This is a genomic window from Vibrio sp. 10N.286.46.A8, from assembly GCF_041470165.1.
GTDB lineage: Bacteria > Pseudomonadota > Gammaproteobacteria > Enterobacterales > Vibrionaceae > Vibrio > Vibrio tasmaniensis_A.
The window spans coordinates 1-1,254 of record NZ_JBFRLX010000327.1; the positions used below are offsets into that span (position 1 = coordinate 1).

General features: G+C 39.0%; 1 pseudogene. It reads right to left on the reverse strand.

Annotation, left to right across the window (positions count from 1 at the left end):
* Positions 1-827: pseudogene (locus AB4232_RS22085) on the reverse strand (hypothetical protein); the annotation flags it as partial.
* Positions 828-1,254: the final 427 nt, after the last annotated feature.

Genomic DNA, 1,254 nt, shown 5'->3' on the forward strand with positions numbered 1-1,254 from the left:
TTCATAATCCCCGCCCCGCCATTGCTGCCGAATTTTGCATGCAAGTCGGTTTCTACTTTAACTCGTGCTTCAACACCAGCCTTAACTGAGGCTTGGTTACGGACTATATTTCTAAAATCCCAAGTACGTTTTATTTCAATTTTGCCTTCAGCAAAAAGATCCAGGGTATTTTTAGTACTTAGCGCACCGTCTCTTGCTGATGCTTTATCTTCATAACTGGTCTTGAGACCTTTATGACAAAGTGCGGTATATGAATTGCGTTTATGCTGATCATTAAGGATCTGCCAGATATTATTATCAATGTTCTCTTTCTGATCGTACAAACTTTTCAGGCTATCAAGTTGTGCATCAATCACTTCAAGCTGTATACGTCCTAGCTCACCGTTTCTTACAATATTTGTTCTAAGTGATTCGATGAGTTTTATCTGCTGTAGCAAAAAATTATAGGTAGTGCGGTTAATACATTTAAAGCGAATATTTTCCAGTGGCGTTTTACTTGGGCGAACTTCTCTTATTATTTTTTTGAAATGTACTCTAATCTGACTGCGCAGAACCATCCACACCGGATCATTTGTCACATCTGAGGCACCAAAACCATAACTGCTACTTAGCTTCTTATGGTGTCTATATTTCATCGCTTCAAGATGAGAATAAACGGCATCAATACCTCTCTGCAGGTAAGGTATCGCTTTTACCTTATTGCTTTTAAAAGCCATATAAAGATTACCTGTCCATCTTTTAAATTCGATGTCACAGGCGCTTGGCGGCTGAAAGCTGCCGTTGGGTTTTAAAATATAATCGATATTGAGTTCTAAAGGATTTGCCATTTTAAACTCCTAAACTAGGGTTGATCGGTGAGCGCGGCGAAATGGATATTCGAGGAAGATATAAAGTCTTGCTTTGATGACATCTCGCACTCATGGCTTCTTAAACATGCTCCAATGGATAGAGTAATCCTTAGGAAGTCATTAGAATTTCGGTACATACAGAAAAGCAGAGTTTCACTTAATTCAAGTAGGTATGTCAAAGAGGGGATTATCTCGCCTACAATACTCATTCACACCTTAATTGGCTTAGATAAAGCGGTTAAACCCCCGGACATTACCTAGGATGAGGTCAATGTTAATGGGTACATCGATAACTTTATCATCACGGACGCTTCAAAAGAAGTTATCTAAACGAAGATAACTCCAGCTTTGTGATAACGAGTCAAGAAATAGAAACGGCGTCTAATTTGGCGCTGTTTTTGTTTGT